This is a genomic window from Peptacetobacter hiranonis, assembly GCF_008151785.1.
In the GTDB taxonomy this organism is placed as follows: Bacteria; Bacillota; Clostridia; order Peptostreptococcales; family Peptostreptococcaceae; genus Peptacetobacter; species Peptacetobacter hiranonis.
The window spans coordinates 197,283-223,133 of sequence record NZ_CP036523.1 but is presented as its reverse complement, the minus strand read 5'-3'; the positions used below and the strand labels follow the sequence as shown (position 1 = coordinate 223,133).

Annotated in this window: 23 protein-coding genes; 2 read left to right on the top strand and 21 right to left on the bottom strand. The window is 28.9% G+C overall.

What is annotated here, in order from left to right; translation table 11 throughout:
* Window positions 1-143 precede the first annotated feature (143 nt).
* Window positions 144-1,367 carry a peptidase T gene (pepT, locus tag KGNDJEFE_RS01360; RefSeq protein ID WP_006441032.1) on the bottom strand — a complete coding sequence of 408 codons (1,224 nt, stop codon included), beginning with the start codon at window positions 1,365-1,367 and terminating at the stop codon, window positions 144-146.
* Between the two features lie 202 nt (window positions 1,368-1,569).
* Complete coding sequence (locus KGNDJEFE_RS01355) at window positions 1,570-1,770, bottom strand: hypothetical protein (RefSeq protein WP_006441031.1); 201 nt, start codon at window positions 1,768-1,770, stop codon at window positions 1,570-1,572.
* Between the two features lie 217 nt (window positions 1,771-1,987).
* Here KGNDJEFE_RS01355 and KGNDJEFE_RS01350 point away from each other — a divergent pair, with 217 nt between their 5' ends.
* Window positions 1,988-2,395, top strand: a complete 408-nt coding sequence (locus KGNDJEFE_RS01350; protein ID WP_006441030.1) for a hypothetical protein — start codon at window positions 1,988-1,990, stop codon at window positions 2,393-2,395.
* A 275-nt stretch (window positions 2,396-2,670) separates the two neighbouring features.
* On the opposite strand, the gene KGNDJEFE_RS01345 is transcribed toward KGNDJEFE_RS01350, so the two are convergent.
* The 4 genes from KGNDJEFE_RS01345 to KGNDJEFE_RS01330 all read right to left on the bottom strand — a co-directional run bounded on the left by KGNDJEFE_RS01345 (window position 2,671) and on the right by KGNDJEFE_RS01330 (window position 7,284).
* Entirely contained in the window at window positions 2,671-3,597 is a 927-nt protein-coding gene (locus KGNDJEFE_RS01345) for a SufB/SufD family protein (protein ID WP_006441029.1), read from the bottom strand.
* Window positions 3,590-4,333 (bottom strand): ABC transporter ATP-binding protein, encoded by a 744-nt coding sequence (locus KGNDJEFE_RS01340; protein WP_040410713.1) that lies wholly within the window; start codon window positions 4,331-4,333, stop codon window positions 3,590-3,592. The genes KGNDJEFE_RS01345 and KGNDJEFE_RS01340 overlap by 8 nt, the downstream gene beginning before the upstream one ends.
* A gap of 190 nt (window positions 4,334-4,523) precedes the next feature.
* The gene (locus KGNDJEFE_RS01335; RefSeq protein WP_040410712.1) at window positions 4,524-4,820 is read right to left on the bottom strand and encodes a hypothetical protein; all 297 of its coding nucleotides are present in this window, start codon (window positions 4,818-4,820) and stop codon (window positions 4,524-4,526) included.
* 121 nt (window positions 4,821-4,941) lie between these two features.
* The gene (locus tag KGNDJEFE_RS01330) at window positions 4,942-7,284 is read right to left on the bottom strand and encodes a cell wall-binding repeat-containing protein (protein ID WP_242649231.1); all 2,343 of its coding nucleotides are present in this window, start codon (window positions 7,282-7,284) and stop codon (window positions 4,942-4,944) included.
* A 409-nt stretch (window positions 7,285-7,693) separates the two neighbouring features.
* Between KGNDJEFE_RS01330 and KGNDJEFE_RS01325 the strand changes: the two genes are divergently transcribed.
* On the top strand, window positions 7,694-8,251 hold the full coding sequence (locus KGNDJEFE_RS01325; RefSeq protein WP_040410711.1) for a hypothetical protein: 558 nt from the start codon (window positions 7,694-7,696) through the stop codon (window positions 8,249-8,251).
* 978 nt (window positions 8,252-9,229) lie between these two features.
* On the opposite strand, the gene KGNDJEFE_RS01320 is transcribed toward KGNDJEFE_RS01325, so the two are convergent.
* The 15 genes from KGNDJEFE_RS01320 to KGNDJEFE_RS01250 form a co-directional block, all read right to left on the bottom strand.
* Window positions 9,230-10,066 carry a CPBP family intramembrane glutamic endopeptidase gene (locus KGNDJEFE_RS01320; RefSeq protein WP_006441021.1) on the bottom strand — a complete coding sequence of 279 codons (837 nt, stop codon included), beginning with the start codon at window positions 10,064-10,066 and terminating at the stop codon, window positions 9,230-9,232.
* Between the two features lie 527 nt (window positions 10,067-10,593).
* On the bottom strand, window positions 10,594-11,046 hold the full coding sequence (locus KGNDJEFE_RS01315) for a PTS sugar transporter subunit IIA (RefSeq protein WP_006441020.1): 453 nt from the start codon (window positions 11,044-11,046) through the stop codon (window positions 10,594-10,596).
* A gap of 3 nt (window positions 11,047-11,049) precedes the next feature.
* Window positions 11,050-12,855, bottom strand: a complete 1,806-nt coding sequence (locus tag KGNDJEFE_RS01310; protein WP_071585604.1) for a BglG family transcription antiterminator — start codon at window positions 12,853-12,855, stop codon at window positions 11,050-11,052.
* Window positions 12,856-12,958: 103 nt separating this feature from the next.
* The gene (xylB, locus tag KGNDJEFE_RS01305) at window positions 12,959-14,425 is read right to left on the bottom strand and encodes a xylulokinase (protein ID WP_006441018.1); all 1,467 of its coding nucleotides are present in this window, start codon (window positions 14,423-14,425) and stop codon (window positions 12,959-12,961) included.
* 26 nt (window positions 14,426-14,451) lie between these two features.
* A complete protein-coding gene (locus KGNDJEFE_RS01300; RefSeq protein ID WP_040410709.1) occupies window positions 14,452-15,147 on the bottom strand; it encodes a D-lyxose/D-mannose family sugar isomerase in 696 nt (231 codons plus the stop codon).
* 17 nt (window positions 15,148-15,164) lie between these two features.
* The gene (locus KGNDJEFE_RS01295) at window positions 15,165-16,229 is read right to left on the bottom strand and encodes an aldose 1-epimerase family protein (protein ID WP_006441016.1); all 1,065 of its coding nucleotides are present in this window, start codon (window positions 16,227-16,229) and stop codon (window positions 15,165-15,167) included.
* 75 nt (window positions 16,230-16,304) lie between these two features.
* On the bottom strand, window positions 16,305-17,393 hold the full coding sequence (locus KGNDJEFE_RS01290; RefSeq protein ID WP_040410708.1) for a PTS fructose transporter subunit IIC: 1,089 nt from the start codon (window positions 17,391-17,393) through the stop codon (window positions 16,305-16,307).
* Window positions 17,394-17,424: 31 nt separating this feature from the next.
* Window positions 17,425-17,733: a PTS fructose transporter subunit IIB gene (locus KGNDJEFE_RS01285; RefSeq protein WP_006441014.1), complete on the bottom strand. Its 309-nt coding sequence runs from the start codon at window positions 17,731-17,733 to the stop codon at window positions 17,425-17,427.
* Between the two features lie 30 nt (window positions 17,734-17,763).
* The gene (locus KGNDJEFE_RS01280) at window positions 17,764-18,213 is read right to left on the bottom strand and encodes a PTS sugar transporter subunit IIA (RefSeq protein ID WP_006441013.1); all 450 of its coding nucleotides are present in this window, start codon (window positions 18,211-18,213) and stop codon (window positions 17,764-17,766) included.
* A gap of 19 nt (window positions 18,214-18,232) precedes the next feature.
* Entirely contained in the window at window positions 18,233-19,099 is an 867-nt protein-coding gene (locus KGNDJEFE_RS01275) for a ketose-bisphosphate aldolase (protein ID WP_006441012.1), read from the bottom strand.
* 235 nt (window positions 19,100-19,334) lie between these two features.
* The gene (locus tag KGNDJEFE_RS01270; protein ID WP_006441011.1) at window positions 19,335-20,120 is read right to left on the bottom strand and encodes a Cof-type HAD-IIB family hydrolase; all 786 of its coding nucleotides are present in this window, start codon (window positions 20,118-20,120) and stop codon (window positions 19,335-19,337) included.
* Window positions 20,121-20,234: 114 nt separating this feature from the next.
* A complete protein-coding gene (locus tag KGNDJEFE_RS01265) occupies window positions 20,235-21,233 on the bottom strand; it encodes a GGGtGRT protein (protein ID WP_006441010.1) in 999 nt (332 codons plus the stop codon).
* Between the two features lie 23 nt (window positions 21,234-21,256).
* A complete protein-coding gene (locus tag KGNDJEFE_RS01260) occupies window positions 21,257-21,949 on the bottom strand; it encodes an iron-sulfur cluster assembly scaffold protein (RefSeq protein WP_006441009.1) in 693 nt (230 codons plus the stop codon).
* Window positions 21,950-22,437: 488 nt separating this feature from the next.
* Window positions 22,438-22,983, bottom strand: a complete 546-nt coding sequence (locus tag KGNDJEFE_RS01255) for a PepSY domain-containing protein (protein ID WP_050754689.1) — start codon at window positions 22,981-22,983, stop codon at window positions 22,438-22,440.
* Between the two features lie 129 nt (window positions 22,984-23,112).
* Window positions 23,113-25,494: a cell wall-binding repeat-containing protein gene (locus tag KGNDJEFE_RS01250; protein ID WP_006441007.1), complete on the bottom strand. Its 2,382-nt coding sequence runs from the start codon at window positions 25,492-25,494 to the stop codon at window positions 23,113-23,115.
* Window positions 25,495-25,851 lie beyond the last annotated feature (357 nt).

Here is a 25,851-nt window from a genome sequence, read left to right as displayed (position 1 = left end):
TAAATTACATCTTCAATAATATTATTTCTAAATATCTCTATCATTATTCAAAATAATATTATTAAAGAATCTTTAATTATATATTTTTTGCATAAAAAAAGAGGTACCTCGTAGTTTGAGATACCTCATTATTATTTATTTAATTATCTAGTAGCAAATTTTTCAGCTATTTTAACAACTAACTGAGAAGCTTTTACCATTGAGCTAACTACTAATAATTCGTTTTTACTGTGGAAGTTGATTCCACCACCGAATAAGTTAGGGCATGGTAATCCCATTTTAGATAATTTAGATCCATCAGTACCACCTCTTATAGGTATAACTACTGGTTCTACATCTAATTCTTTCATAGCTTCTGTAGCTATGTCAACTATATGCATAACTGGTTCTATTTCATCTCTCATGTTGTAGTACTGGTCATGTATTTCTACTGATACTCTACCATCGTATTTTTCAGTTATTTCAGCTATTTTAGCAGCGAAGAATTCTTTTCTTGCTTCGAATTTAGCTTTGTCATGGTCTCTTATTAAGTATATCATTTTAGCTCCATCAACGTTTCCGCTTAATTCATTTAAGTGATAGAATCCTTCATATCCTTCAGTAGTTTCTGGTCTTTCATCTTCTGGGAATAATTCCATAACTTTTCCTGCTATGTATAAAGCATTAACCATTTTGTTTTTAGCTGATCCTGGATGAACGTTTTTACCTTTTATAGATACAGTTGCTAAAGCTGCACTGAATGTTTCGAAGTTTAATTCACCTTCTGCTCCACCATCTAATGTATAAGCGTATTTAGCACCGAATTTTTCAACATCGAATTTATCTGCACCAGTTCCTATTTCTTCATCTGGAGTGAATCCGACTTTTATTTCACCGTGTTTTATTTCTGGATGGTTTACTAAGTATTCCATAGCTGTCATTATTGCTGCTATACCAGCTTTGTCATCCCCACCTAGTAATGTAGTACCATCAGTAACTATTATTTCTTCTCCTACAAATCTTTTTAATTCTGGAGTGTCTTCTACAGTAGTAACTATTCCTAGTTCTTCATTTAGAACTATGTCTTTTCCATCATAGTTTTCTATTATTCTAGGGTTTACATTTGTTCCTGAAACGTCTTCATTAGTATCCATGTGAGCTATGAATCCTATTGGATCAACACCTTCAGTATTTGCTGGTAATGTTGCCATTAGGTAGCAATGTTCGTCTAAAGAAACATCCTGTAATCCTATTTCTTTTAATTCTGCTTCTAATACTCTAGCTAAATCGAACTGTTTTTCAGTTGATGGACAAGTAGTACTTGATGAATCTGAAGTAGTATCGATTTTAACGTATCTTAATAATCTTTCTAAAACTTTTTCTTTCATAATTTTACACCTTCCGTTAAAAAAAATATAAATTTAAGGTTCGCAGATTATCTGTAGAAAACCTTTCTCCTTTAGTATAACAATAAATTCTTAGAAACTCAAACAAAAAAGCTGTTTTTTCCGAAAATTTTTATTATTTTTTTAAGTTTATCATTTCTATTTATTTTTATTATATAAATTTATATTTTATAGACTATACTACTTACTCATCAAAGCCTTTGAAAAAGATTATAAACAACGCCCAAATGAATAGTATTAACAACATACTTATCGCACTAAAAATTAATCCCATTTGTTCTGGATTTAAAAATATACCGTTCTTTACTATACTCTGTGGGATAAAATAAATTAACCCAGAAATGACTACCAAAACAATTACCTTAAACTGATTGATTTTGCCCATATAAATCTCTCCTTTTGAATAATATTCACTATTATTTACATACTATTCTAAACAAAAAAAATGAAGTTTCAATATATTTTAAATATTTGTAATTATTCTGTAATCCTTTCTGTATAATTTACAATATCATTACAATCCCTCTAAAATACTTACATTAAAACAAAAAAAATATATAATATAGAAAACAATATTTCTACCCCAATAAGGAGTGATTATTATGAAAAAATTTCTATCAATCTTACTAATAGTCCCACTTATATTTTCATTAGTTGCGTGCTCAAAACAAAACGAAGAACTATCAAAATGGGATTGCTCAGTATCATGTGCAGAGGAATCCACTGAAAACAACTATGTAGTTACATACAGCAATGAAAAAATTGTATCAAAAACAGGATTATTAACTATCCAAAACAGAAACGACTTTGACATAGCGGTTTCACTACATCAAACTTCTGGTGAAGAAGAAGAAAAAACTGTAGAAATAAAAGCTAACGGAGTAACAATATTACACAACATAGAAAAAAACAAAGAATACACACTTGGCTGCCACGCTGACGTAAAAGAAGGAACTGAAATAAAAATAATGGTTTATGATGGAGAAAACTCTGAACCATATCAAAACTAATAATTTAAAAAAAGAATATTAAAGGGGATGTCAGATTTTTTAATCGGTATCTCCTTTTTTAATTTGTTGGTATAATTATTATTTCGGTAAAAAGCAAAATATATAACTACTATTCTAGCGACACTTGGAGACGCATACCTTCGGTGTTTTTAGACATGCGTCGGAACCGTGGAGCAGATAGTAGTTATACTTTTGCTTTTGCTAAATACTAACTATATCAACATTAAAAAAGGGATGCCATAAAAATCTGACATCCCTAAATATTATTCTTCAATTTATTTTAAGAAACAATTTAATATCTGCTGTTCTGCTTCCTCTTCAGTTAAACCTAGAGTCATTAATTTTAATATCTGATCTCCAGCTATTTTACCTATTGCAGCTTCATGAACTAACATAGCATCTGGATGCTCTGCAGATATTTCTGGTATTGAACTTATCTTAGCATTTCCCATAAGTATTGAGTCACACTGAACATGTGCTGAACACTGGTTTTCACCTATTACTCTTGGGTTAAATACCTGAACAGAATTATCCTGACCAACAGTACGAGATATAACCTGAGCTGAAGAATCTTCTCCCTGAAGAACAACCTCCATATTAGACTCAGCAAACTGGTCGTCATGAGTTAATAGTCTTTCAAGAACAACTATTTTTGCATTTTTTCCTAAAGTTGCTTCAAGATCTCTCTTAGTAGAGTCAACTCCTCTTATCTGAACTGTTTCCATTTCGCAGTATGAATCTTCTTCCATTTCAACTATTGTCACAGGATTTAAGATTCTTTTTCCTCCGCCTTCAGTTCCTTCTCCGTAGTGTTTTTCAGTGTATTTTAATTTTGCTCCTTTTTTAAGAACAAATCTATGTATACCATCATGCTGACTATCATCACAACCACAGTTGTGTATACCACAACCAGCTATTATAGTAACTTCTGCATTTTCGCCTATTATAAAGTCGTTGTATACTTTATCGCTAAATCCAGACTGAGTAACTATTACTGGTATATGAACATCCTCTGGTTTAGAATTTGGTTTTACTATTATATCTATACCTGGTTTATCTGTTTTAGGTATTATATCTACGTCTTTAGTAGATCTTCTTTCTATACCTTCACCATTTTTTCTTATATTAAACGCCCCAAGAATTGGATTACCCATTCTCATATCGGCAACTTCTTTTAATAAATCTACATCAACTCTATCCATTGTAAACCGCCTTTCCCTGTATTTCACATACAGTTCCATTTACCTGGTTTAATATTTCAGGTAATATCTCATCTTTACTTCCACTAGTTTTTATTTTTCCATCTTCTAATACTATTATCTGGTCAGCAAGTTCTAGTATTCTTTCCTGATGAGATATTATTATTATAGTCTGGTCTTTTTCTTCGTGCATTTTCTGGAAACTTTCATTTAATTTACCAAAGCTCCATAAATCTATCCCAGCTTCTGGCTCGTCAAATATAGATACTTTTAAATCTCTTGCAAATAAAGTAGCTATTTCTATTCTTTTCATTTCCCCACCAGATAAAGAGTTATCCACTTCTCTAGTTAGGTATTCTTTTGAACATAGACCAACTGCTGCTAAATACTGGCAACAATCTTCTTTTGGAAGGTCTCCACCATGAGCTAATTTTAATAAATCTTCTACAGTCATACCTTTTATTCTAGGTGGCTGCTGGAATGCATATCCTATTCCCATTTTAGCTCTTTCTGTTATAGATTTTTCTGTTATATCTTCACCATCTAAAAGTATCTGTCCTTTTGATGCTTCTGATATACCCATTATAACTTTGGCAAGACTTGACTTACCTCCACCATTTGGACCAGTTATAACATACAGTTTTCCTTTTTCAAAATTAATGCTTAAATCATCTATTATATTGCGTTCTTCACCGTTTTCATCTACAACATTAAAGAACACATTCTTTAACTCTAGCATTCTCGTTCCTCCATTCATAAAATAAACCATCTATTTGGATAAGTTTTTAGTCTTTTTTTAAAAATAATTCTACATTATATATGTTATCAATATTATCTATTTTTATCAACAAAATAGAGTTCAAATAATCAAATTTTTCTTACTAAACATACTTTTTTCCTATATACGAAAAAACGGCTATCAATCAAATCTATAATTCGATAGATAACCGTCTAATTTCTTTATTTTTTCTTCTTTTTTTCTTACTCTTTTCTTGTTCTCTAATTCTTATAGCTTCTTTATCAGTTTTCGGAGCTCTTGCAGCGTCCTCTTTTTCTCTTTTCTTAACCTTATAATAGAAGTACCCTAAATCTCCCATAATAAGAGCTAAGTATACAAACGTAAATATTATAGAGTTTTTATTTAATTCAAAATTATAGCTTTTGTAGAATATAAGAACGTACACTGGTAGCGAGAATAAAATTCTCATTGCTGGATTCTCTCTCAAAATTTTTACCCCCTTAAAATCCTCTGAATATTTAAACTCTCCACTACATAGTATATAGCTTTTTTAACATAATATATAGTCCCTTTTTTCTTTATTATTTAATTTCAATTATTTTACTAATTTATTTAAATAAATTTCTAAGCTGTGAAGTTACTGTTGTATTAGAGCCTCCACCGACCTGTGAAATTTTTTCTACACTTTTCCCTAATAATGCTGATTTCTGTCCAGTAGATAGATTTTTTCCGGCTAATACTATTGGAGAATTTTTCTTAGCAGCGAATGCACCTACTGATAATCCATCTATTAATTTATCCTGTCCTTCTGATCCATCTTTAACTACAAAAATGTATTCAAAATTAGACTGATTGTAGAATTTCTTAATTATTTCAGCATTTGTTTCACTTCTATTTGCACCACTAACTCTTTCTGGATTTTTTAGAGAAGCTTCTACACCCTCTGGAACAGCTGCTTTCCCACCTATTATATAAGTTTTTTCTATTGCTGAGTCAGAAAGAATTTTTTCAGCACCTGGAGTTTCTCCTTTTTTATTAGATAGTATTATTGGTATATTTTTCTGTCCTGCTGCTGCACCAAAGCTTATTGCATCCGCAAGTCCACTTACACCATTAACAACAGCTACCTGGTCTATTGCAGCACCTTCTGATTTCATTTCATTTGCTATAGCTACACCAGTTGCATATCTATCATTTCCAGAAATTCTCTCTACAGAAATTCCCATACTTTCTATCTGTGATTGAACATTTTTAGATATTACCGATTCTCCACCTATTATATATACCTTGCCTACACCAAGTCTTTTTAACTCTTCTTTAGTAACATCTTTTAGGCTATTCTTTTCTGTTAGTAGTACTGGTGCATCTTTATATGCTGCAAGTGGTGTTGCAGCAAGTGCATCAACTATTGCGCCACCGTTAGAAATTATTGCAGTATTTGCACTGTTCCAACCTCTTTGACTTGTTTTAACCGCTGTTTCATATCTATTAGATCCTATTATATCATTTGGATTTATATTTTCTTTTGTAATAGCTTTTATAGCAAAATTCTTTTTATCGCTATTTCCTACATTAATATCTACAAAGCTTCCATTTAATAATTTGAAACTTTCACCCTTATTAGCATTAGCCTTAAACCAACTTACATTTCCTGTATTTCCATCTGTAAGTATTGTTGCCATTTTTTCATTTTGCATTTTTAATACTATTGCACCCTTTCCTAAAGGAATATGAACTGAGTTTACAGGAATAGTAACATATCCTGTTTCGTTTAATGTTCCAGATGCAAGTAATTTTAAATTATTGTTCTGAGGAATCCCATTCTTAACAGGAGCATAGTATATTTCGTATTTACTTCCTAAAGATGTATTTCCTACTGTTACACCTTCAATAGTTTCGTTGTGTCCATTGAAGTTAAATACATTCGCTATAACTATATTTTTTCCACCCATTTCAACATATCCGCCTTTTTCAAGCTGATATATCTTGTTTCCTTTTTTAGCTATATTTTTAATTGAGTAATTATCACCTGCATGAAGAAGTGTTTTATCTTCATAAGATACCCAGAAATATCCTCCCTCTGAGTTATAATTTCCCCAACTATTTTTAACTAGCCAAGCTCCATCGTGTTCAGGTTTAACTTTTCCTGTGAAGTTATCTCTGCTATAGCTATCATCCCAACCAACTACAGTAACAGCGTGGTTCTGACCTATATTGTAATCTACATAGTAAGCATTTTCATCCTTGCTTGTGTATTCAGAAAAGTTTCCATACCCAGATACTACGCCGCCGTATTTTGATATAGCATTTTTTATATCTGACTGATTATTTTTTATAAATATAGCGTCAGTTACATCGTAATCTATACCTTTTGCAGTATTCATATTTGAAGGTTTTGTGTTATGAGTATTATACTTTAATTCTGATTCAAGCTTTGGTCCGTCACCAGATGTAAAATATCCCATAGATAGAAGATTTGAAGTTCCTTCCTGATCTCCAACATTCCATCCATTTGTTCCGCCTTTTGCCCACCATCTCATATGTTCTTCTGATAAATCAGTTTGTCCATATCCGTTTGTGGCAAGATAAGACTCCATCCCTGCAATTCCTGCAAATGCCCAGCAAACCCCTAGATTTTCTTGGTCTTTAACTGCAGTATCTTTTCCTAATTGTCTAGGATCGTAATCTTTTGGAAGATATCTACTTTTTCTAGCTGCATTCCCAGAAACACGAGTTCCATCCACATCAAACGGCATCGGAACTCGCTCTGTATTATCTACTGTCCCATTCTCTACATCTTCAATATATTCTTTAAACTCTTCGTTTGGCTCTATTTGATTTATAGAAGTGTCTTTGTCATTTATTTTCAATCCAGTATCAGCAAATGCCATCGGAGTAGCACTTATTGCTATTGCAGTTGCTGTAATTACTGACATGGCTTTTTTATTCATAATATCCATCTCCTCCCATATATCTTAAATGTTTATCTTACCAATAATTGTTGTAAATTTAATTAAACAATGATTTATCTTATTTTTCATTATACATTATTTCACAAATCTGTTGGATAACTTTTTTATATATTAACAAAATAGTCATTATTTAAACTTAAATATTTCATAAGTGTAATACTTGAATTAACCATAATTCCTTGACTTTTATCAACTTTTAAAGTATTATTTGTGAGTATCTGTCTTTTAAAGACTATTAATTAAAACACTTTTTAAGAAAAATAATTTTTTCTTTAGACTTTTTTTCGATTTATGCAATGATTTTTTTTAGATTTGAAAATCATAATATAATTATAGAAAGTAATTACTTGATAGATATAATAATGAATTTATAATGGAGGTGATCGTTATGAGAAAAATATATATAGTTTCTACATATACAGGAACAGTGCTTGCCCATTTAATAAGGACGATCACTAGAAAACCATATTCTCATATTTCTATTTCACTTGACGATAGCTTAGATACAATGTACGCTTTTGGAAGAATCAATCCTAAGAATCCTCTAGTAGCTGGCTTTGTTGAGGAGGGAATAGATAAAGGTCTTTATGAAATAAAAAAGAATACTATATGTAGGGTATATTCTCTAGAGATAGATGACGATAAATACGAAAAACTTAAAGCTAATATAAATAAAATTAAATCTGTTAAATCTCTTTATAACTATGATTTACTTTCTTTAATAGCTATTCCACTTGGTCTAAGTAGGAGACCTGAGTTTGGGTATGTTTGCTCCACATTTGCAGCAGATATGCTTAGCAAAAGCGGAATTGCACTATTAAACAAGCCTTTTTATACTGTTCAGCCAAATGATTTCTACAATCTTAAAGGGTTGACACTTGAGTATGAAGGTTTACTTAGAGATTATAATAAATTTAGAGCTACATATAGCATTGATACAATTTAATTTAAATATAAGATGGTGCTGCTACAAAACATTATTTCTTTTGTGGCAGCACTTTTTTACTAATGACAATTCTTTACAAGTTTTGATAAAACGTATCTTTTCAAATAATTTGTGCTATATTAAAATAAAAAGGGAATTTTATCAAAGTTTATAATACTAATTTATATTTTGGTAATTATGTTCAGAAATATTTAATCTTTTTATTAGGAGGTTTTTAATGTCTAAAAAAATAAATGTTATTTTTAAAAATATATACACTGCAATCTTTCCTGGTATAGTTTTTATATTTTCGTATCTTTATAGAATTGCTCTAGATGCGTTTCAGAATATGGAAAGTAATTTCCATATTTTTATAGGAATATCGTATGCACTTTGCTTTTTATTATTTATATATATTATAGTTTTAAGCAATAAGTCGATAAATGTTGTATCAGTTATAATAGGAATATCGTTGGCAATCATTTTATTAATACCGTATATTATGCCATTTTCCATTATAAATAGCTCTTATGCAACACCTCTATTGATCTTTAATATGCTGTTTGTATGTCTTGCTGTTTATGTATTTTTCTTTGTGATTAGAAAATCTAACGGAGATTTCTAATAGTTTAAGTGCTAGTCAGAGAAATGTTGTTAGAAGCAAGGAAATCGGCATCGTTACTAGAGTTGGTGGAAACGGAAATGAAAGTGCCTTTGAAGAAGTAAAAGAGCTTCAGGGAATAAAACTATCCGAATTAAAACTACCTAGTAGTGCATTAGGTGATTGGTTTGTAGAATATAAAGGAATTGCTTCTGACTCCATAGAAGAAAATGATTACTATAGCTATATTTAGTACATATCCTTTATCTAGTGAAATATTAGGAGATATAGAAAATCTTCTTCCTGGAATGGAAGTGTAGAAAATTTGTATAATTTTTTAAATAAGATAATAAAAAGACTCTTATCTAAGCATATTGCTTTTATAAGAGTCTTTTTTTCTAAATCTTATTAGTATTTTTATTACAGAATTTATTAATTGCTACAAAGCAAACTAACATTACAAACATTATAATTGTAAACCTTACAAGCGAATATATTTTTAAAACTTCCTCTGTAGACATTATCGATAGTTTGTTATACATATTTAACTCAAACTTTGTTATATCAAATATAACCGTAAAATTATATATAAAGTGCATTAACCAAGTATACACAAAATTTTTTGTGTATAAATAAATAACAGATAAACCTAATCCTATAGGTATAACAAAAATTATTTTGTGCATTGGTGGGTGCAAACTTGCAAATGCAATCGTAGAAAATATTAAAAATATATACTTATTAAACCTATCATCCTTCATATTTTCCATAATATAAATATATATTGATCTTCTGAAAAACAATTCTTCAATGAAAGGTGCAAATATTATTGCTCCTATTAAAATATCAACTGTTAGCTCTATTGAAAATATTTCATCTATAGTTTTTTTCCCCATTAAAAAAGTTATTTCTTCAATACTTGTCAAAGCTATTCCTACTATAAACATCACAAATAAAGAATATGTAAAATTTCTTATAAAATTAATCTTTGATTTTTTTATATCCTCTTTAAATTTTTCAAAACTATAGCCAACTTGCAATATATATTTCGATACAAATACTAATGCTATTACTGTCACTAATGTTATTATATAATCAGAAGTTATTCCATCTTTATCATGGAAAATTGATGATGCTATAGATATTAAGAAAAATGTTATAAACATCAATATCATATTTATTACCAATAACCTCAATAAAAAATATATATTTTTCTTATTAAAGAACTCTTTCATATTCTGCTAACCCCCTTAGTATACACTATTTCCTTAATTTTCTGTATTTTTATGTTATAATCAATTTATAGTAAATACTTGACTTCATTATAACATTTTTATTATTTTTTTCAATAATTTATATAACACATATATATAAACTATTTATCAAAAAATATTCGTTTAATATTCACTATATATACATAGAATAATTTTATAAAATTTCGCTATTTTAAAATTATTTTATATGATATTATTTATGTAATAATTTTTTTATTTGGAGGTATACTTATGAAAAATGATTATTTGAGTCGAATTTTTAGAGTAGTATTTTTATTTGTTTCTATAGTAGTGTTTATTCTTCCCCTTACTGAAATAATTTTACAACAGGTACAACCTTGACTTTTAAAAAAATATAAAATAGAATAATTTTATTATATATAAAATAAATAGCGAGGCTAATATGCCTCGCTATTTGCAAGAAAAACTTTAAGAGGTTGGTTTTTCTTATATTTTAATATACTTAATTACTACTTTAATATTATTAGTTATTTAATTTTATCATATATAAAATTTGCCATTTCTTTACTACATTTCATATTACTCATTTTTATACAGATTTCTTCATTTGCCAAAGTTCTACATATAGATGCCATTAATTTTAAACCTTTTTTATTTACTTCTAACTTTGGATTTGCAAATAATATTATATTCTTCACAAAGAACTTTCCTGCATCATCCCACTTTATAGAATATTTTAATTTGCATACTATTATACAAGGAATATTTGCACCTTTTTCATAAGTAGCATGCGGTATAGCAAATTCATTTCCTATGGCAGTAGAGCCTAATGATTCCCTATAAAGTAGCTCCTCTAGAAATTTATTTTCTAATTCTATACAATTATTGTTATGTAATAACTTTGTTATTTCCTTAAACAGTTCTTCTTTCGATATATATTTTTCATTCAAATCAAAATTTAAAATTATACTTTCTTTCATTTTTTACTCCATAAATAAACTATCTATATTTTTATCTTTATATAAAGAATATGTCTTTATAATAGTATTTTTAATATAACTATCATTATTTGAATCAATAAATATTTCTATTTTTTTATTTTGTTTTCCTATAAAAACTTTATTTTTATTATTATTATTTTTATTTATATATATATTTAATCCATCTTTAAATTCAAATTTAGGTATATTATAATCATGTAATACTTCTTTTTTTAATACTTCATATTTACTAAACTCCTGTAAAATATTTTCTTTCACATTCCTGTTTTTATTATCATAATTCTTATCTACCATTTTCTTTATATTATTTATATCAGATTCAGTAAGCAAAGCTGAAACTATTATATGTTCTTTTCCTTTAAAATCAGTTTCTACCGTTGATATTATAAAATCCACATTTTTAACTGTCTCTTTATTTAATTTTCTTGAAGATATAATATCCACAATATTAATATTAGGAATGGTTTGTTTTAATTTACTAGCTAAAAATTGTGATGTTCCATAACCACTATGACAGACTATTAATACTTTTTTTATATCATTATTTCTTTCTATCGCAGCTTGGAAATATGTAGTCAAATAAGATATCTCATCATCACTTATGTTACTCATTTTATATTTTTCTGAAATTACAAAAACAACTATTTTTGTAAGAATAAAAATATCATTAAAATGATTTAAAATATCATCATATAAAGGATTCTTTATTTGTATATCATATATTAATCTATTCATCATAGGTTTTATATGCATTATTAATCCTTGTTTTAAAATATTATCCATTTTTAAATTTATATTTAATAATTCAGACATAAAATCAATCATTTCTGATGCTATTGATTCATATAATTCTTCATTTATATCCTCAAAGTCTATATCATTTTCAATCCTAGATGATACTATATATTTATATATATATGAAACTTCTTGATTATCCAAGAGTATTGAATATTCTTTCTCTATTTTTTTTATTAATTTTATAACCGCAATATATCTAAAGTCTTCTTTTATTATATTTGACTCTACATCGTCATGGACTTTTATTTTATTTCCTTCTTTTATTCTTCTTATACAAATAAGTATATGCGTTATTAAATTTATATAATATGGTTCGCAAATTTCACAGTTTAAATCTACTTCTAGTTCTTTTACTCTAGCCTCTATAAATCTAATAGACTCTATTCCAAAAACATTTGCTAGATCATCAAATGTTGATTTTTCAATTCTTGTTCTTTCATCTATATTGTAGTTTTCTTCATTTGATATACATTCTATTAAATTTGCTATACATTTTCTAATATCTACTTCACTTCCAGAGATATAGGTACCATTTAGAGTTCTATTTAAACGAATATTATTTTTTGATAAATATTCATCTTCTATATACTTTAAATCATTAACAATTGATGTTTTACTTACAAAATATTTTTCTGATAGTTTATTTATTGATGTTTTCATATCAGACTTTAATAATAAATCTCTTAATATCTCTATTCTTCTTTTTTCAACAGAAATATCTGCACTTTTATTAGACTTAATATTAATATTTAAACTATTTATAAATTCTATGTTTTCTTTAGCTTTAGAGTCTAAGCATATTCCTATCCCTCTTTTTTTACTTATACTCAGATTAAATTCAACTATATATTTATTTATTATTTTTAAATCATTTTGTAATGTTTTACTTGATACATTTAAACTTTTAGCAAAATAGTTTAATGGTTTATGTTCATCTTCTTTTAACATTAACTTAAGAAAATTTATTTGTCTCGGTATAAGTGGCTCCATAAAAATTCTCCTCTTTTCATTTTCATTTATTATATAATAAAACGGTGCTGTCACAAAATATTTCTTATTTATGCGACAGCACTATTTTGTTATATAATAAATACTACAGTTTTTTATATAGGTTTTTTATTGATGGATAAATTTCCTTATATTTACTGTATTTTTTCTCATATTTTTTTACTAAACTTTCTTCAGGCATAAAAATTTCAGATATCTTCACTATTTTATTCGTTGCTTCTTCTAAACTTGCAAATGCTCCACAGGAAACTGCTGCTAAAATAGCCCCTCCTAGTGATGCTCCTTCTTCATTTTCTATTATTTCTATATTCATATTAAGTACATTAGCTAAAATTTTTATCCAAAGCTTACTTTTAGCTCCACCACCACATATTTTAGTATTTGTAGGATTAACACCTAATTTTCTAGAAACTTCTATAATGTCTCTAAATGCAAAGCTAACTCCCTCTAATACAGCTAAGGTCATATCTTCTCTCTTGGTATTCATATTCATACCTATAAATACACCTCTTGCATTAGGATCATTGTATGGCGATCTTTCACCCATTAAATATGGTAAAAAATAAACTTCATTTTCTGCTAAATCTTTAATTTTTTCTTGTTCTTTTTTATATTCTTTTGTTTTTAATATTTCATCATTCCACCATTTATTGCACGATGCTGCACTAAGCATACACCCCAATAAATGATAATTTCCATCTGCATGATCAAAAGAATGTATAGAGTTGTTTTCATCTTCAATAAACTTGTCACTTGATATAAATACAGTTCCTGATGTTCCTAAAGATAAGTTACAGTTTCCATTTCCTATAGTTCCTGTACCTATAGCAGCTGCAGCATTATCACTTGCTCCTGCAACTATTTTTACTTTTGTATTAATTCCGAGTTCTTCCATTAAATCTTTATTTAAATTTCCAACAACTTCATAACTTTCATATATATTAGGAAGTTGTTCTCTTTTTATTCCACAAATATCAATCATCTCTTTTGACCAACATCTATTTTTTACGTCAAATATTAAAGTACCTGAAGCATCCGATACATCAGTAGAATGTACACCAGTAAATTTATACACTAAATAATCTTTAGGTAACATTATCTTCGATATTTTTTTAAATTTATCAACTTCATTATTTTTCATCCATAATAATTTTGATGCTGTAAATCCAGTAAATGAAATATTGCCAGTATTCTTAGATAAAAAATCCTTTCCAATTACTTCATTTAAATATTCGTTTTCTTTTATTGTTCTATTATCGTTCCATAGTATTGCTGGTCTTATAACACAATCTTTTTCGTCTAAAACAACTAACCCATGCATTTGACCACCAATTCCTATGCCTTCAATTTTTTCTTTACTAATATTAATTATTAGTTCTTTTAATCCTATTAAAGTCTGTTTATACCAGTCTTCAGGATTTTGCTCTGACCAACCTGGATGTGGAAATGAAATTGGATAGTCTTTTGAAACTCGTTTTAAGATATTTCCATCTTTATCCATTAATAGCATTTTTACAGAAGATGTTCCTAAGTCTATTCCTATATAATACATTTTTTACTCCTTTTTAGCTAAATATATTATTTAGCTATTTTTATATAATTTTTGTAATCTGCGAATATTAAATGTTTTACTTCCTCATCTTCTTCTACCTGAGGTATTCTGTCATTAGATTCATAGAAACAGTTATCTACATTATCATCATTAGTTGTAGATACTTCAAATAATAATACATCTCCTGTTCCTGGAACACCTCTCCACATATGATATTGATATGGTAATAGTGTTATACTCTGACCAGGTTCTAAAATAACCTTTCCTCCAGCAGGAATAGTAACTTTTTTACCATCTATAGTAACAGTTATATCTTCACTAGAAAATTCTTCATTTTTATCAGACTGCCATATAGTTAGCTCTAAATCTCCGCCACCTCTGTTTATTATATCTTCTGTTTTGCTCCAATGGAAATGATACGGTAATATCTGCCCATCTCTTACATATAATAATTTTTCACAGTATGGCTTTGGATATTTTTCTTTGTTATTAAAACTTCCATTTCTAAAAACAAATACTGTTAATCCTTTTTCTAAAAAGTTTCCAGACCCAAAGTCTGTTACATCCCAACCTAACATATTATCAACTAACTCTATCTCTGATTCATCTATATTTCTCCATTCTTCTGGAGTATAATATGCAAATTTAGGTAGTGGTAACTTAAAATCATCTAATCTTCCTATTACATAATCTATCGCATTATTTATTTCTGATCTTTTCATAGCTATTCTCCTAGTCATTAAAAATTATCTTTTTTATATGAATTTATTTCATTTTGATTCGTAAGCAACTCTATTTCTAGTTTAAATTCTTTTTTTTCTCTGGCTTTTATTATTTTAAGCCTTCCCTCTTGTCTTTCTATACTTCTACCATTTACAAAAGCATTGCCTGGTTCTATGCCCGCAACATAATTTCCTAAATTTGTAAATTTCCATTGATTAAAACAATCTAACTCTTCTTTATTAAATTTCAAACCTATACCTAATCCTAATTCTTCATTTACGATTACGGCAGAAGAAATACCATTTTTATCATTTAATTTATGATAATATACTATATCCTTATATCCTTTTGTAGGTTTACAATACTCATAATATTTTTCATTTTGTTCTTCAGCATCTTTATCTCTAGGAGTTACAGTTTCTGAGTTTGTAATTAATCTAGAACATTCATCTATTATTGGATGCCCTATATTGAAGTGATATAAAATCATCATCTCTTGATCTTCAAACCCTAAATTTTCAACGGTATCAGTTATTAATATTTTATTTGTTCCAGCTTCAATAGATATCGTTCTATTTAACTCTAAGTTATAATGTAAAGCCTTTGATTCTCTTATTTTGCCTGATATTTCAAAAAATAACTTATCGTCTTTCCAATCCTCTACTATATTTACTCTTTCTGCTGGTATATTCGATATTCTTCCATGTAGTGGTAATATTTCTCCATTATCAACTTCATTTTTACCAGTTGACTTTAATCCACATGTAACTAACAAACCTCCACCAAAATTTCTTAACCATCCATCTGAAAATATTTCATAATAACTAGGATGAACCTCTCTATTATATCCCTGGTATGATATTGGAATAGAATTATAACTACATCTCCCTAAATCCATACCTCTTGTTGCATTTATCTCAAAAATTAAACCTGTCCCAGTTGTGACTTCAATTATATCACAATCTTTTGATTTCCCTTCTGATAAAGTATATCTACGAATACCCGCAATTGCGCTGAAATCTCCAAAATAAGAATATAATTCTTCTTTTGTATATTCTCTATTATTAATTTTTATAGACATAAACTCACCTTCATTAATATTTATAATTGCAAAAATACAAATGGTTAAATTTTAACCATTTGTATTCTGCCTATATTAGAATTCTGTAAATGATAAATCATCTAAATCTATTTCTTCACTTTTAACTTCTACTTTTTCTTCAGTTGGTTTATGTTTTAAGAATTGTAGTGCTATAGCAAATACAATAGAACCAACTAATAATGCTAATAACCATGCAAATGGTTTATTTAGACCTGGCAATGCTAAGAATCCTCCTGATGGAACCTTAGATTCTACACCAAAGAATCCTATAAGCGCTCCACTTGTTCCTGCACCTAATGCTGTACAAATAGTTATTCTTAATAAATCATTTAATATTATTGGGAAAGATCCTTCTGTTATCTGGAAACAACCCATAACAAATGCAGATTTTAAAGCATTAACTTCTTCATTTGAGAATAATACTTTTCCCGTAATTCTAGAAATAAAATATCCTATTGTTAGTCCAAATGGAGCTATCATACTAGCCTGTATTAAATTCGCTATCGGTCCACCCATACCTTCTGATAACAGAGCCGCTGCAAAAGTAAATACAACCTTATTTATTGGTCCACCATAGTCAACTGCAGATAATATTCCAACAACAACTCCAAATAGAACTGCTAGGCTAGGATTACTCTGCATTGTTATTAACATATTTGTTACGCCTTCTGTTAACCAAGTTATTGGTACACCTATTATATACTGCATTAGTACACCTACTATTAAAGATACTAATAATGGTAATATTAACTGAGGTAATAATCCCTGAACCCATTTAGGAACTTTTATCACTTTTAATAACCATTTTGTTAGGTAACCTACTAAGAAACCACTTACTAATCCACCTAGGAAGCCATATCCATCAACTTTACAAAGTAAACCTAGTATTACACCAGGAGCTATACCAGCTTTATCAGCTATTGAATAAGCTATTCCTGTAGATATAATTATTGGTATAAAACCTAATGATGTTCCACCTAATGTTGTAAGTAAATCTGGAACTGATATACTAGAGTTTAGAACATCTACCCCTTGACCTCCAAATATATTACCTATAACCATTAACATCCCAGATGCTGCAACAAATGGAATCATATATGCTATTGCAGTCATCATATGTTTTTTCAACTGTAAATTTTTCATCTTAATCTCCATCCTCAATTTTACTTAAATTTTAAGCAAGCATTGTTTCTATCTTTTCTATTAATTTATCTGATGCATGAACTACTGTTTTAGTAGGTACTTCTATAACTTTTTTCCCTTTAAAACGTTCTTTCCCTGATATACTAACATCTATTGCTAATACAACTACATCTGCTTCTTTTATTTCTTCTTCAGTAAGAGGATTTTCCTGTCCTATAACACCCTGTGTTTCAACATTTATTTTATGACCTCTTTTTTCTGCAGCATTTATTAACTTTTCCTGTGCTAAATATGTATGAGCAATTCCAGCTACACAAGCACAAACGCCAACTATTTTCATAAGCCCCTCCTGTAAAAAACATTTAAGTTATTATCTAAAACATTCTTTTAACTCTTTCTCATCTTTTGCATTTCTTAGAGATTCAATCACTTCATCTCTTCCTAATTTTCTAGCTACACTTGCTAGTAATTTAAGATGTTCTTTTGCTGATTCTATATCATCCTGTACAGCAAATAATATGATTACATTAACGCCTTTTCCGTCAAAACTTTCCCATTCTATAGAATCTTTTAGTTTACAAATAGAAACAGTATTTTTTATAACACTGCTACTTTTTCCATGAGGAATAGCAACACCATTTCCTATTCCAGTTTCACCTAGTTCTTCTCTTTTTAAAACATCAAGTTTAAAACTATCAATATCAGAAATATATTTTTCTTTATATAATAATTCACATACCTTTGTAATTGCTTCTTCTTTATCTTTTGCTTCTAAATCAACTTTCAATAGTCGATCATCTATGACATTTATTATTTCCATTTTTCTACCTCTTTATTTTTTATAATGAGTAGTATTTAAGTTTATCATTAGAATTAAATAATCTTATTTTATGAACAACTGTTTCATTCATCTTTTCTATACATGCAGGGAATATATCTAATGGTTCTCTTAATTTTTTATTTTCTAATACTACTCTGCATTCTTTAAAGAAAGCATCTTTTATATCTGATGATATATTTATTTTATTAACACCTCTTTTTACTGCTTCTGCTATTTCACTATCTGGATTTGCTGAGCCACCATGTAATACTAATGGTATTGAAACGCTAGATTTTATTTCGCTAAGTAAATCAAGTTTTAAATGTGGTTCAAAGCCTTCTGGATATATACCATGAGCAGTTCCTATAGCAATCGCTAAGCAATCACAACCTGTTTCTTCAACAAACTTAACCGCATCTTCTGGTTTAGTATATATAATTTCTTCAGTTCCACCTTCACTATCTCCATCAGTTGTTCCTATTGTTCCTAATTCAGCTTCAACTGATATATTTAAAGGATGCGCTATTTCAATTACTTTTTTTGTTAATTCTATATTTTCTTCTATTGTTGATGTACTAGCATCTATCATAACTGATGTAAATCCATCTCTTACAGCTCTATTTATCTGTTCTATTGTTGAACCATGATCTAAATGTAGTACTACAGGAATGTTTGTCTTATTTGCAACATCTTTAACCATTTCAACAAAGCTATCACCTGTAAATTCAAGTTCATTTGGGTGTATTGCTATTATAACTGGAGATTTTTCTTCCTCACAAGATTTTATAACACCTTTTAACATACTCTCAGAAGATATGTTAAACGCTGGTACAGCGAAGTTATTTTCATTTGCTACTTTTAATAATTTTGACATATTCATTAACATAATAAATACCACCTTTTCTTTTTATTATTTTTTCTATATTTATAATAACAATAAATAAGCATTCTAAAAATAACAATCGTTTTCCTATTCATAAAGGAAGTCATAGTATACTCATTTTTCCTTTTGTTGTTAAGGAAATTTTGTTATACCCATAGAATTTCATAACAATAAAAAATACCGTGAAAAATAAAAATTATTTTTCACGGTATTTTTATTCACTATAAAATTACTATAATTACAATAAAACTTTTTCCAAATATGTAGCCACGCCGTCATTTTTCATTGAGTCAGTAAATTCAGCTGACACTTTTTTTAATTCTGCAACAGCATTTCCCATAGCAACTCCATGTCCAACAGTCTGTATCATTTCTATATCATTTCTACCATCTCCAAAGGCATATGAATTTTCAAGTAATATTTTTTCAAATTCAATAGCTTTTAAAACTCCTTTACTTTTAGAATTTTTAACTGGATATAATTCATAAACTTCACCAGGATAATTTTTAAAACAATTAAAATTATCTTTATTCAATGATTCACAATACTTACATCCTTCTTCATTTGATGGAAACATTTCTATTTTTAGAGTATCTACGTCATCTATATTAAATTCAAACTTAAGAAAATCTCTACTTATATCATAAATTTTATAATAATTTTTAATTTTATCAAATCCTTCTTTTAAATAACTATATTTAGGACCTTGTAAGCAATAATCTATATTTAATTTCTCACAATTTAAAACTATATCTTTTACAAATTCTTTATCTATAGAACTTAAGAATTTAGTTTCATTATTTATTAAAACTTGTCCTCCATTTACCAATATAAAACCATCAAATCCAAAATTTAATAGTTCCTTATTTAGAAATGCATGAGGTCTTCCACTTGCTATAAATGCTTTATTACCAGCTTTCTGAAAATCTTTTATAGCTTTTTTTACTCTATCACTCATATCCATAATTCTATTTGTGCAATCTATCAAAGTTCCATCAACATCAAAAAATGCTATTTTTTTCATTTTTCTCTCCTTTAACAAAATATTATTCAAACCTTTTCCTATTTTGTATAAACTAAAAGCAGCCTGTAAAATACAGACTGCTTTTTATGTTAATCAATCATTATCAATCAATTATTATTTGTTTGATTCTTCTACTGCAACTGCTACCGCAACTGTTGCACCAACCATTGGGTTGTTACCCATTCCTATAAGACCCATCATTTCAACGTGAGCTGGAACTGATGAAGATCCTGCGAACTGAGCATCAGAATGCATTCTTCCCATAGTATCTGTCATACCGTAAGAAGCTGGTCCTGCTCCCATGTTGTCTGGGTGAAGAGTTCTACCTGTTCCACCACCTGAAGCAACTGAGAAGTATTTTTTACCCTGTTCTATACATTCTTTTTTGTATGTTCCTGCAACTGGATGCTGGAATCTTGTTGGGTTAGTTGAGTTACCTGTTATAGATACGTCAACACCTTCATGATGCATTATAGCAACACCTTCTCTAACGTCATCAGAACCGTAGCATTTAACTTTAGCTCTGTCTCCGTTTGAGAATGGAGTTTCTTTTACTATTGTTAATTCACTTGTGTAGTAGTCAAATTCAGTCTGAACATAAGTGAATCCGTTTATTCTAGATATTATGTAAGCAGCGTCTTTTCCAAGACCGTTTAATATAACTCTTAGAGGTTTTTTTCTAACTTTGTTAGCTTTTTCAGCTATTTTTATAGCACCTTCTGCTGCTGCGAAACTTTCGTGTCCAGCTAGGAATGCGAAACATTCAGTTTCTTCTCTTAATAACATTCCACCTAAGTTACCATGTCCTAAACCAACTTTTCTGTTGTCAGCAACAGAACCTGGTATACAGAATGCCTGAAGTCCTTCACCTATAGCTTCAGCTGCATCTGCTGCTTTTGTACATCCTTTTTTAAGAGCTATTGCAGCACCTAAAGTGTATGCCCAACCTGCATTTTCGAATGCTATAGCCTGAGTTTCTTTTACTATTTCATATGGATCAAATCCTTTGCTTTTGCAAAGTTCTCTACAATCTTCTAAAGTTCCTAATTCGTATTTTTCTAGAACTGGAGTTATCTGGTTTATTCTTCTTTCATAACTTTCAAATAATGCCATTATTTTCACCTTCCTTATAGATATTATTCGTGTCTTGGGTCTACGTATTTAACAGCGTCGTTAAATCTTCCGTAAGTAGCTTTTGCAGCTTCCATAGCTTCGTTAGCGTCTTTTCCGCCTTTTATCATTTCCATCATTCTTCCTAGGTTAACGAATTCGTATCCTATTATTTCGTCGTTTTCGTCAAGACCTACTCTTGTTACATAACCTTCAGCCATTTCAAGGTATCTTGGTCCTTTAGCTAATGTTCCGTACATAGTACCAACCTGGCTTCTTAGACCTTTTCCTAAATCCTCAAGACCTGCACCTACTGGAAGTCCACCTTCAGAGAAAGCAGTCTGGCTTCTTCCGTATACTATCTGTAAGAATATTTCTCTCATTGCAGTATTTATAGCATCACATACAAGGTCAGTATTTAATGCTTCTAATATAGTTTTTCCTGGTAATATTTCAGATGCCATAGCTGCTGAATGAGTCATTCCTGAACATCCTATTGTTTCAACTAATGCTTCCTGTATTATACCATCTTTAACGTTTAGAGTTAATTTACAAGCACCCTGCTGTGGAGCACACCAACCTATACCGTGAGTTAATCCGCTTATATCAGTTACTTCTTTAACTTTTACCCATTTTCCTTCTTCTGGAATTGGAGCTGGACCGTGGTTTGGTCCTTTTTTTATTGTACACATGTTGTTTACTTCTGCTGAATAAATCATAAGACTTTCCTCCTTATTTTTAAATTTTTTTATTCAGATAATTATATATTATTTTAACCTATATTATATGCGTTTAAAAAATATCAATAGCTACACTAAAAATTTTTTCATTTCCTTTTTATCCCCTGCTATGTCTAGTTTTTTAAACGTCTTTCATGATTAATATTATCACAAAATACAGCTTTTAAAAAGCATAATTTTTAACAGAATATTAAAATTTAGCCACTTTTTCGCTTTATTTTTTAGATTTTAACCTCATTATTGAAATCAAAAAACACTCAAAAAGACATCTAACCTTTGAAGATAAAGTTTTCCTATAGCGCTATTTTTTTATATCTATATACTTTTTTACAATAACTCTATTCAAAAATTTTTTTATATTTTTGTAAAAAAAAGATAGCTCCAATTTGGAACTACCTTCTTTTGTGTTAGGGTTTATATGAAAAGCAGCATCTATCTTCTACATTTATAATAGATATTTATTTTGATTAGTCTTCATCGCAATCGTCGAAGTCATCTTGGTCGTCGTGATCATGTTTATTATCATCATATTTATCATCATGGTCATCGTCGTATCTATCATCGTCATCATCACAATCATCTTTGTCGTCATATCTATCGTCATCGTACTTATCATCATAATCATATTTATCATCATCGTATATTACGTCATTATTTGGTTTGTTTTGGCTATTATTCTGATTACTGTTCTGATCGTTATTTTGATTACCCTGATTATTAGAATTATTATTCTGATTTACTACGTATTCTTTGTCAAAATCAGTTATATTTCCATTTAATGAATCTACTTCTATTTCATATACTTCATTTCCATTTTTAACTATAGCTTTATACTCTCTATCTCTTTCATCTAAGTATATTTTTTCTATTTTTCCATTAGGTATTTTATTAAGCATTATTTTTTCAGCATCTGCCTGAGATATTGTTTTTCCACCTTCCTGAGTTGCTGCAAATGATAGTCCACTTATTAATAAAACTCCTGCTAATCCTAATACTAAACTTCTCTTTGTCATTTTCTTTTCCTCCCTTTGCATTTATAGAATATTCTATGTAAGTTTGCTTTCTTTTTTCTTTTCACTATACAATACAGAGGGAGGTTTTATTTTGGGGAAGTTTTTGAGATATTTTTTAAAATTTTTATTTTATTTTTTTATTTTGAAGTTCATACCACCTATTTGGATTATATTTTTCCCATTTAATATACTATTATCCGTGTTTTCAGATACAAGTACTATTCCATCTTCTTTTGCTAAATTTGAACTAGTAAGTGCATCTACAAGAGTTCTTCCATTTGCTATATAAAGTTTACTTTTATTTTTATAAAATCTAGCTATAACTTTTCTGTTTGTTTCATATCTATCTTTTCCAGATATTCTTGTTGCTGATAATTCTTTTACTATACTATTATCTACAACAGCTTCTCCACCTATTACATAATACTCTACATCTTTTTTATCTACTTCAATATTTTTCCCATTTGTCAAAATTATCGGTGCTTTATATTTTGCAGCTAGAGGTGATGCTGACATAGCATCTGCCTCACCTTTATATCCATTTACAACAAATGCTTTTGAGTACTCTTTTATCTCTCTTGCTACTGCTTTAGACGTTTCTACTCTATCTTTTCCTGCTAATCTTTCTATAGATTTTATATTTTTTATGTTTTTTAGTTCGGCTTCAGCATTTTCGCTTATAGCGTTATTTCCACCTATTATATATACTTTATCTACGTTTTTTAATTTTTCTAAAGTACTCTGAGGAATACTATCTTTTTTAACTAGAAGTATTGGAGCTTTTTCTTTTCCAGATAAACCTGCTGCTGATAGTCCGTCTGACATACTATTTTCTGCATTTACTAATATCGCTTTGTTGTATTTACCTAAGTTAGTAGCTACCTTAGCTGCAGTATCGTATCTATCTTTTCCAAATATCTTTTGACTCTCAAAATTTACCTTCTCATCTTTTACTTCTTTTTCTATTTCTTTATCTTTATCAATCTTATTTTCTTCTTTAGTTCCTTCTTCAAACTTATCCTCATCTATTTCCATATCGTTTGATTTTTTATCTTGATCCTCATTCTGCACTAATTTTATTTCATTTGAATTATTTTCAGAGATAAAATGTCTTTCTATATTTTCTCCATTAGCATATAGATTTATACGATTTTTATTTCCAATTAAATTTGAAATATCTGTAGTACTTATATTTTCGTGGACGTATATATTCAATTCATCATCATTTGAGAATAAGTAGTTATCGCCAAATATCATATTTCCAACTATTCCAGCTGAATACCCTTTTACACCACCACTTATTTTACTTGCTGTATTAGTATTGATAGAAACATCCGCTGTATTGTAGATTTGACCAACTATTCCTCCTACTACTCCTCTATCATGGTTAGATATTACATCCGCACTATTTTTATTCTCTTTTACTGATATTTTACCTATTTTCCGTTCATCGCCATGGTTGTTGTAGCTTATCAATCCAATTATTCCACCAGCAAATCTATCTGCTGTTACAGTAGTACTATTTTTATTCAAAAATACATCTCCGTATGTTGTCTGTATTCCTACTATTCCACCAGATATAACTGAGTTTGACTCTTTTACATTTTCTGGAGGTATATTTTCATTTTCAAAAACATTAGCTGATGAAAATCCTACTATCCCACCAGTTACACTAGCTTTTTCATTTTCCTTAGTAATTCCATAAGAGCCGATATTTGCATTGTTTATATTATTATTTATATCTATATTAGAGTCTATATAGTATGCTTTTCCAACTATTCCACCTAATATCGCTTCATTTTGATTTGTATTGACATCTACTTCATTTTTGTTGTTGTAAATATTTCCTGAATTAACCGCCATACCTACAATTGCTGCTCCACTTCCGATTGAAATATTTCCACTTTTTACAGTTACATCATGTACATCACTTTCTCCAAGTGACACACCTACTGCTGTTCCTGTAATAGTCTGTAGTTTTTGTGAACTCTGCTCTAAATCTTTTATATCTATATTTACATCTGTAAATACTAAATTCCCAACTTTTGCATTTCTTATCGCTCCAAATAAGCCTAAAGTATTTGAATTAGCATATATATTTTTTAGTCTTAACCAAGAAATTTCGCATCCATTTCCGTCAAATTCTCCCTTAAAACTTCTTTCACTTTCAGAAGAATTTTTTCCATTATGTATATCTATTCTAGCCTTTCCTATTGGAGTCCACTCTCCAGAAAGTTCTATTTTTTCTATTTCTTTAGGTATAACTACTTTTTTGCCAACAAAATCTTTTCCAGAATTTACCATTTCTGCAAATTTTCTAAGATCTAATTCACTCCTTATTTCAAATGATGAACTTTCCTCGTAATCATCACCAAAATCTGAAGTATCCGTCTTGCTTTCTACTATTTCATCGATATTGCCTATTTCCATTGCATTTACTTGAGTTATAGGCACAATAGTCATTCCAAATGCCATAATAACTGCCACTAATTTGTTTTTATTTTTTCTCATATCTCTACCACCTCATCGAATAGTTTTAAATTGTTTTAACTTTTAAAGCTATTAAATTTTTCTACTCCCGGGATTTCCTTTTTATTTAGAGATAACTGCAATTTTCCCTTACAGTCTCTCTATTATACACATATACCCTTTGGTTGCAATAGTAATCTTAACTAACAAAAACAAATTTGTAACTATTTTTGAAAATAGAAAGAATTTGAATTGAATAAATGGAATTTTCTAAAAAAATAAAAATACAGTCTAAAAGTATATTAGACTGTATTTTTCAATATTTTTATTCGTTCTTATTTAATTTTTAACACTTAATTTTATTAAGTTGAATTTTTATAGATTTTTATCTACTTATCT